The organism is Actinosynnema sp. NPDC059797, from assembly GCF_042732085.1.
GTDB lineage: Bacteria > Actinomycetota > Actinomycetes > Mycobacteriales > Pseudonocardiaceae > Actinosynnema.
Genome location: NZ_JBHWIE010000315.1, coordinates 1 through 8,422, shown reverse-complemented (window position 1 = coordinate 8,422; position 8,422 = coordinate 1). Strand labels below are relative to the sequence as shown.

The following is an 8,422-nucleotide window of genomic DNA, read 5'->3' as shown; positions in this document are numbered from 1 at the left end:
CCGGAACCGCCTCGGCGCCCCGGTCCAGCAGGTGCAGCGCCCGCGCCCGGTCGACCGCGAGCGAGCGCCGGTCCGCCGCCAGGCCCGCCGCCTCGTCCAGGCACGCCAGCGCCGCGGTCGGGCTGCGGTCCAGCTCCGCGGCGGCGAGCAGGCGCAGGAACTCCACCCGCGCGGGCACCGAGACCCGGTGCGCCAGCAGGCCCCGCAGCAGCGCCGACCGGTCGCCGCCGGTCGACTCCGCCACCACCCGCCGGACGGCCGCGGTCAGCGGCGCGCACACCTCGGGGTGGTCGGCCACCCCGCTGGTGAGCAGGTAACCCACCAGGTCGCGGTCGCGCAGCGGTCGCGCTCCGCGCAGCACCAGCGCCACCCGTTCGGCGGGCGGGGTCGTGTCCAGCACCGCCGCCCGGACCAGCGGCTGCCGGAACGCCGCACCCCGCCCGCGCCGCACCAGGCCCAGCGCGACGAGCCTGCCCAGCGCCGGCTCGACCTCGAAGACCGGCATGCCCGCCACCCGGGCCACCTCGTCGGCACCCGCCTCGCCGGGCAGCACCGCGAGCGCCCGCGCCACCGGCAGGTCGCCGCCGAGGTGCCGCAGCAGCCACGCGGCCACGCTCGCCGGCACCACGTCGGCCACCTCGGGCAGCGGGTCGCCGCACCGCGTCAGCACCGCGAGCACCTCGGCCAGCAGGTACGGGTTGTTCCCGGTCCAGCGCCGCACCGCGGCCCGGACCCCGGCGGGCGCGGCGGGCAGCGACGCGGCGACCACGGCGTCCGCGGTGCCGTCGTCCAGCGCGCCCAGCTCGATCCGCGCGTCGCGCGGCAGGTCCCGGAACAGCTCGCCCGCGGGCACCGGGTCGCCCACCGCGACACCGGGCAGCCTGCACACCAGCAGGCCGATCCGGAGGCCGGGCAGCCGCCGCGCCAGGAACGCCAGGCAGATGGCCGACTCCGGGTCGCACCACTGGAGGTCGTCCACCACCAGCAGCACCGGACCCGACCGGGACTCGTCCAGCACCCGCCGGTGCACCTCGTCCGGGTCGGACGTGCCGCACAGCCGCCGCACGAGCTGTCCCGCCGCGCCCGACTCGAACGGGCTGCCGCCGACGCCGAGCACCCGGAACCCGAGCCGCCGCGCGGCGGCGGCGGCGAACCGGCTCAGCTCCGTCTTGCCGGACCCCGTCTCGCCCTCGACGCCGAGCACCGACCCGCCGCCCCCGGCGACCTCCGCCAACCACCGCGCCACCCCGCGCAGGTGCGCCGCCCGACCGAACCACACATCCCGACGACTACCACCGGCCGCCCGGCGGTCGCCAGGAAAGTAGCGCCGGCGATGTAGGACTCACCGTACGAAGGTCTTGCCCCGCATGAGGAACTCGCCGAGGTAGCCGTCGTGCGGCAGGCCGGGCCGGCGCCAGGTCGTCGCGTACGGGCCGACGTGCACGTTGGCGATGTCGGGCTGCCGCACCAGCCGGTCGACCAGGTCGTCGTCGTCGGTGAAGACGGTCAGCACGAGCGTGTCGCGCAGCGGCTCGACGCCCTGCGACCGGTCCCAGGGCGCGACCCACACGCAGGGGAACCCCAACTCGATCCGGGCCTGCGGCGCGTCCGCCCGCTCCAGCAGGTGGACCGCAGGGGTGAGCACGGCCGAGCCGTCGCCCAGCTCCACCGCCACGCCGTGCCTGCCGAGCAGGCACCGCGCGTCGTCCGCGCGCTCCTTCAGGTACCGCGCCAGCGCACGGGCCTCCTCGACCGGCCGCACGGGCAGCGCAGCGCGCTCGTCCTCCGGTGGCAGCACCGGCAGCTCCGCCAGCCGCGCGGCGATCTCCTCCGCGATCGGCGCCGGGTCGCCCTCCACGAACACGGCCGTGGCGTTGATGCAGCCGGTGCCCGCCTGGCTCGCCACGGACTCCACCACGGTGTCCACGAACGAGGTGCGGTCCGCGTCGGCGGTCAGCAGGACCTTCGACCGGCCCGGCCCCTGGGGCAGCACACCGGTCCCGGAGTAGCGGCTCACCACGTCGTCGCCGCCGAAGGTGATGGCGAGGTCGGCGGCGTTGATGATCGCGTCGGCGGTGCCGTGCTCGCCGGGCAGCAGCACCAGCCGGTCGTCGCCGAGCCCCGCCTGCCGCAGCGCGGACACCAGCCGGTGCGGCGTGACCGGCTCCCGCCGCGACGGCCGCACCGCCACCCGGTAGCCCAGGGCGACCGCGTCCAGCCAGGCGGCGTGCACCTCGGGCGTGTTGGCGGGCGCGTTGACCGCCAGCACGTCGCCCTTGCGCACCCACAGGCCCGAGCCCTTGCTGGTGCTCTCGTCGCGCCAGTCGCCGGCCGCGCCCACCGGCCGGGCCTGGTTCGCGGTGTCCACCGCAGTCGCGGCGTGCGCGCCGAGGTCGGCGGCCGCCGTGCGCACGGTGGAGATCGGCAGGCCGGACACCCGGGCGACGGTGCGGCAGTAGGTCTCCGCGTCGACGCCGTCGACCCTGCCCTCGGCGAACGCCGCGCCCGCCTCGGCCAGCACCGCCCGCAGCCGCTCCGGCGGCAGGGGCTCCGCGCGCCGCAGCGCCGTCACCGCGCGGTGCGCGTACAGCGCCGGGACGAGGCTCAGCTCGGCCACCGGTCGACCGGACACGTCGTCCACCCGCGCGGTCCGGACGGTCCGGTACGGGCCGGACGGCCCCAGCGCGTCCAGGGGGATCAGGGCCGGCACGTCAGTACACCCCTTCGATGACCTCGGCGTCGCCGAACTTCCGCACCGGCGCCACCTCGGACACCGAGTCGCCCGCGAGCCCGAGGCCGTGGGGGTGCCGGACAGCGGTGTCGCGCTCCAGGTTGTTCGGCAGGAACAGGTTCCGCGTGATGTGGTGGGTGATCAGCTGGCCGCGCTCGCCGTGGGGCACGGGCAGCCGCGTCTCCGGGTCGACCACGGAGAAGAACGAGAACGGCGCCGGCGGGTCGAACACGGCGGGCGTCCCGACCGGGGAGCCCGGCCGCTCCGGGATGCCGCAGAAGATCATCGTGGAGCCGAAGATGCCGATCAGGTCGATGCCCGGCAGCACCTCGGTGCGCAGCAGCTCCCGGGTGTCGGTGTCCATCGACGCGCCGCTCCAGGTGATGGTGGAGACCTTGGACCGGATCAGGTCCACCAGGTCTTCCCGGCGGCACATCGCCTCCAGCAGCGGCGGGGTGATGGCCAGCAGCCCGATGTCCTGGCTGCGCAGCACCCACTCGACCTGCTGGATGAGGTGCTCCACGTAGGCCCGCATGTCGTCGGCCTTGCACTTCTTGGCCCACCGGGGGTCCAGGTCGACGGTGAAGAAGGTGCCCCCGAAGTGCTCGGCGGCGTCCCGGGTCAGCCTGCCGACCATGTGCGGTCCGGCGGGCACCACGCCCAGCCAGTTGCGCCCCACCGGCATGCCGTGCTCGGTCAGCCGGTGCCAGTACCAGCGCCACGACGCGTCCCGCACGTCCGGCAGCGAGAAGACCCGCTTGGGTTCGCCCGTCGTGCCGCCGCTCTCCCCCACCAGGGGTCGCTCGGTGATGTGCCCGAGCTTCTCGTAGCCCCGGGGCACGAGGTCCTCCACGGGGATGGCGCGCAGCTCGTCGACCACGTTGTCGAACAGCACCAGGTCGTCGACCGTGCGCACGTCCCGGCGGGGTTCGAACTCCAGCTCCTTGGCCCGGTCCAGCCAGAACCGGGAACCGGTGTCCGGCCCGAAGTGCCACTCCATGGCCTCGCGCACGAGGTCGTCGCCGTCGGGCGGCGTCTCCCACGGCGTGTCGAGCGCTGGGATGGACGAGTTCACCGTCTACCTCCTCGGCCGTACGGGCACCTGATCACGACAATGCGCGCCCCGGCCGACGAAGTCCCTGCGGTACCACCGAAGGGTTCCGCGCGCCGGGGCGGCGACCGGAGGTGCCGGCCGCCGCCCCGGTGTGGTGCGGTGGTCTACGCGGTGGTGATGTGCCAGCTCCGCGCGTCCTCGTACTGGCGGTGCAGGCGGGCGAACGGGCCGTCGGCCGCCAGCAGTTCCCGGGGGCTGCCGGTCTCGACGACCCGGCCCCCGTCCAGGGCCACCACGCGGTCGGCGGCGGCCAGGGTGGTGGGCCGGTGGGCGATCACCACGACGGTCCGCTCGGGGTCGCGGCCCAGGGCGGCGATGGCCTCGCCGATCGCGCCCTCGTTCTCCGGGTCGAGCGCGGAGCCCGCCTCGTCCAGCAGCACGATGCGGGCGCGCTTGAGGAACGCCCGCGCGATCGACACCCGCTGGCGCTCGCCGCCGGACAGCTGCGCGCCGCCCTCGCCGACGCGCGTCCGCCAGCCCTGCGGCAGGCGTGCCACGACCTCGTCCAGCCGGGCCGCGCGGGCCGCCTCCAGCAGCTCCTCGTGGGTGGCGTCCGGGCAGGCGATCCGCACGTTCTCCTCGATGGTCGTGTCGAACAGGTACACGTCCTGGAACACGATCGCGATGTCGTCGAGCAGGGTCGGGTGGTCCAGGTCGCGCACGTCGACCCCGCCGACGCGCACGCTGCCCGAGTCGACGTCGAAGAACCGGGCGATCAGCCTGGTCACCGTGGTCTTGCCCGAGCCGGAGGGCCCCACCAGCGCGGTGGTCGTGCCGGGGCGGCAGACGAACGACGCGCCGGTGAGCGCCATGCCGTCGCCGTAGGAGTAGGACACGTCGGCGAACTCGATCGTGGCGTCCTCGATCCGCCGCACCGGGTTCGGGCTGTGCGGCAGCGCCGGCGTGCGCAGGATGCTCTCCACCCGGGTGACGGAGTTGTCCATGGCGTGCAGCGTGCCCAGCAGTTCGGTGAGCGTGCCCAGGGGTTCGAGGAACCGCACCGCCAGCACCAGCAGCGCGATCGCGTCGGCCGCCGCGAGCGTGCCGCTGAGCAGGAACTGCGCGCCCAGCACCAGCACGGCGACGAAGCCGGCCAGCACCACACCGGTGTAGGTCAGGTCGGGCACCAACGCCCGGCGCAGCCCTCGGCGGTAGCGGTGGCGGTGGTCGTCCAGGGCGGCGCGCATCCGGGCGCTGCCGGTGGTGCCGTGGCCCGCCGCGCGCAGCACGGGCTGCGCCTGGCCCAGCTCGATGGCGCGGCCCGCGATCTCGACCGCGGCCTCCTCCAGGTCGCGGTCCGCCTCGGAGGTGATCCGCCCGGAGCGGCGCAGCGCCAGCAGGGCGACCGGCAGGATGGCCGTGAACAGCAGCGCCAGCCGCCAGTCCACGAAGAACGTGACCACGATGACGGTGCCGGGCACCAGCAGGCCGGTGATGGCGGGCGGGCCGAAGGTGGCCGCCAGGTGGGCGACGTTGCCCGCCGACGTGGTGACCGTGCGGGACAGCCGCGCCTTGTGCTCGCCGGTGAACCAGCCCAGCGGCAGGGTGGCGACGTGCCGCATCAGGTGGTGGCGCAGCTGCTCGGCCAGCCGCATGGTGGCGGCGAACCCGACGGGGGTGGCGATCACCTTCAGCGCGCAGTACACCGCCGCGCCGATCGCGCCGGCGACCAGCCACGGCGTGGCGGCGGCGAAGTCGGGCTCGGGGCGCAGCAACGCGCGCAGGATCGGCACCAGCAGGCCGAGCAGCAGGCCCTGCAGCACCGCGAGCACGACGTGCAGGGTGAGGAGCCGGACCAGCACGCCCGGGTTCGGCCACAGCCGGTAGAAGTGGCGGATCACGGGGTGGGGCCTCCGTTCTGCTGGGCGGCCCACATCCGGGCGTACAGGCCCCCCTTGGCGAGCAGTTCGTCGTGCTTGCCCGATTCGGCCACCCGGCCGCCGTCGAGCACGAGGATCTGGTCGGCGCCGGCGATGGTGTGCAGCCGGTGCGCGATCACCAGCACCGTCTTGCCGGCGACGAGTTCGGACAGCGCGTCCTGGACGGCGGTCTCGCTGTCCGGGTCGAGCGCCGCGGTCGCCTCGTCCAGCACGACGATCCGCGAGCCGGACAGGATGGCCCGCGCGATGGTCAGCCGCTGCCGCTCACCGCCGGACAGCCCGCTGGTGCCGGCGCCGAGCACGGTGTCGTAGCCCATCGGGAGCCGTTCGACGACGTTGTGGACCTGCGCCGCCTTGGCGGCCTGGCGGACCTCGTCGTCGGTGGCGTCGGGCCGGCCGATGCGGATGTTCTCGGTGACCGTGTCGCGCAGGAGCACGACGTCCTGGAACACCAGGGACATCGAGGCCAGCAGCTTCGCGGAGGGGATGTCGCGGACGTCCACGCCGCCGATGCGGATCGCCCCGCCGGTCACGTCGTAGAACCGGGGCAGCAGGCTCGCCAGCGTCGACTTGCCCGCGCCCGAGGGGCCGACCAGGGCGGTGACCGTGCCGGGCGCGCACACCGCGCTCACGTCGCGCAGCGCGTCGGTCACCCCGTCGTAGGAGAACGTCACGCGGTCGAAGACGACGTCGTGCCCCTTCGGCTCACGGGGCGTGACGGGTTCGGGCAGGGACTCGTGGGCGAGCACCGACTCGATCCGCCCGGCCGCCATCCTGGCCTTGCGCAGCCCCTGGGTGCCCTGCACGACCGGCAGGAACGTGGTGGGCAGGCCGACGCCGAGGACGAGGAACGGCAGCAGGTCGGGGAACGCCAGCCAGCCGGCCTGCACGAAGCCGACGCCGACCGCCATCACCACGGCCAGCGAGGTCACCTCCGAGGTCAGCAGCTGGCTGAACGCGGAGCTGTAGCGGGTCTCGTCCACCCACACCTTCAGCGCCGCCGTGTGCTCCGCCACCGCGTCGGCGAAGCGGTCCATGATCCGCCCGCCGACGCCGAAGGTCTTGACCACGGTGATGCCGTCGGCGTACTCGACGCTGGAGGTGCTGATCCGCCCCTCGGCGGCGATCAGCCGGGCCATGTGGGTCGGCAGCGAGCGCATCGCGAGCCGGTAGCTGACCAGGGCGAGCGCCGGGACGGCGACGGTGACCAGCGCCATGCGCCAGTCCACCAGCGCCAGGTAGCCGACGCCGACGACCACGGCGGTCGCGCCGGCCACCAGTTCGCCCAGCGCGTGCGCGATGAGGTGGTGCATCTCCTCCAAGTCGTCGGTCATGGTCTTCTTGACCTCGCCCGAGCCGGACGAGCGGAACCAACCCAGCGGCACCACGCCCAGCTTCCGCACGATCCGCACCCGGATGTCGCGCAGGATCTCCGCGTCGGCGTGGTGCCCGATGTGCGAGGACAGGCCGAGCAGCAGCAGCCGCAGCAGCGCGCCGCCCGCGCCGACGGCGACCCAGCTCCACACCGTGCCGGACACCTCGGCGAGCGAGGGCGCGCCGAGCACGGTGCGGGCGATCTCGGCGATGGCCACGTACGGGGCGAAGCCCGCGGCGGCGGCCACCGCGGACAGCAGGGCGCACGCGATCAGGTGCCGGCGCACGGGGCGCAGGAGGCGGGCCGCCGCACCGAGGCCGACCAGGCGGGGTTCGGCCTCCCGGACGGGCGGCGGCGGTGGTGGTGCGGGAGGTCGTTCGGCCTCGGTGGTGTTCGTCGTCATCAGCACCCCTCGTATCGGGTTCGGACCGAAGGTCATGTGTTGACTGCGAGTCAACAATTACGAAAGTTAGGCTAGCCTAATGGCCGATCAACGTCACGACAGGTGACGAAGACAAGCGGAACTGTGACCACCGAGGTGCGGGGACGGGGTGCCGGAGCCGTGCGATCCCCGGGTGCCGCCGGGCGCCCGGCTCAACCCGGTGAACGGGCGCCCACGCCGCTCGGGGACGTGCGGGGGGCCGCGCGCCGCCGGGCGGTCGCCTCGGTGCGCCCCCGGTCCGCGGACCACCGAACGCACCGTTCGCCCGGCACGAAGACCGGGCGGCCGATCGCCCGACCGAGGAGTGCGCACATGAGTGGAACCGACGCGGTGGGCCTGTCGCGCTCCCGCCGGATGGCCGTCATCGCATCGCTCTACCTGGTGACCGACATCGGGTACTCGTTCCTGTTCCTCACGGTCACCACCATCCTGCTGGAACGCGGCGTCGGCCTGGGCACCGTCGCGCTGCTCAACCTGCTCGGGACGTTCTACTTCGCGCGCTTCCTGGTCAGCCCCGTGGTGGACCGGTTCGGCTGGAGCAGGCACGGGCACTACCGCACCTGGCTGGTGGGCACCCAGGTCCTGCTGGTGCTGGCGCTGGTGGCACTGGCCGGCATCGACCCGGTGGACGACCTCCGGGCGCTGGCGGGGCTCATGGTCGTGGTGCTGGTGGTGTCGCTGTTCCACGACAACGCCATCAACGGCCTGATGGTGCGCATCCTGGTCCCCGCCGACCACGGGCCGGCCAACGGCATCCAGATGGCCGCCGCCAGCCTGTCGGTCGTCATCGGCTCCGGCGGCGCGCTGCTGCTGCACTCCCGGTGCGGGTGGACGACCACGGTGCTGTGCCTGGCCGCCGTGTACCTGGTGCCGCTGGCCC

Annotated in this window: 5 protein-coding genes and 1 pseudogene; 1 reads left to right on the top strand and 5 read right to left on the bottom strand. The window is 74.4% G+C overall.

Going from position 1 to position 8,422, the window contains the following annotated elements; genetic code table 11:
* From ACFV4N_RS35585 to ACFV4N_RS35565, 5 genes and pseudogenes are all read right to left on the bottom strand, one after another.
* Nucleotides 1–1,279, bottom strand: a pseudogene (locus ACFV4N_RS35585) (hypothetical protein); the annotation flags it as partial.
* A gap of 63 nt (nucleotides 1,280–1,342) precedes the next feature.
* A complete protein-coding gene (locus ACFV4N_RS35580; protein ID WP_499677056.1) occupies nucleotides 1,343–2,710 on the bottom strand; it encodes an aldehyde dehydrogenase family protein in 1,368 nt (455 codons plus the stop codon).
* A gap of 1 nt (nucleotide 2,711) precedes the next feature.
* Nucleotides 2,712–3,806 carry a phenylacetate--CoA ligase family protein gene (locus ACFV4N_RS35575; RefSeq protein WP_499677055.1) on the bottom strand — a complete coding sequence of 365 codons (1,095 nt, stop codon included), beginning with the start codon at nucleotides 3,804–3,806 and terminating at the stop codon, nucleotides 2,712–2,714.
* A 143-nt stretch (nucleotides 3,807–3,949) separates the two neighbouring features.
* The gene (locus ACFV4N_RS35570) at nucleotides 3,950–5,686 is read right to left on the bottom strand and encodes an ABC transporter ATP-binding protein (RefSeq protein ID WP_499677054.1); all 1,737 of its coding nucleotides are present in this window, start codon (nucleotides 5,684–5,686) and stop codon (nucleotides 3,950–3,952) included.
* The gene (locus ACFV4N_RS35565; RefSeq protein WP_499677053.1) at nucleotides 5,683–7,503 is read right to left on the bottom strand and encodes an ABC transporter ATP-binding protein; all 1,821 of its coding nucleotides are present in this window, start codon (nucleotides 7,501–7,503) and stop codon (nucleotides 5,683–5,685) included. The genes ACFV4N_RS35570 and ACFV4N_RS35565 overlap by 4 nt, the downstream gene beginning before the upstream one ends.
* 351 nt (nucleotides 7,504–7,854) lie before the next feature.
* Between ACFV4N_RS35565 and ACFV4N_RS35560 the strand changes: the two genes are divergently transcribed.
* Nucleotides 7,855–8,422 (top strand): MFS transporter (locus tag ACFV4N_RS35560; RefSeq protein ID WP_499677052.1); only part of this gene is annotated, 568 nt, incomplete at its 3' end.

What these genes read in the sequence shown, in the direction of transcription:
- ACFV4N_RS35565 (WP_499677053.1), bottom strand. Translation starts at nt 7,503, where the DNA reads ATGACGACGAACACCACCGAGGCCGAACGACCTCCCGCACCACCACCG.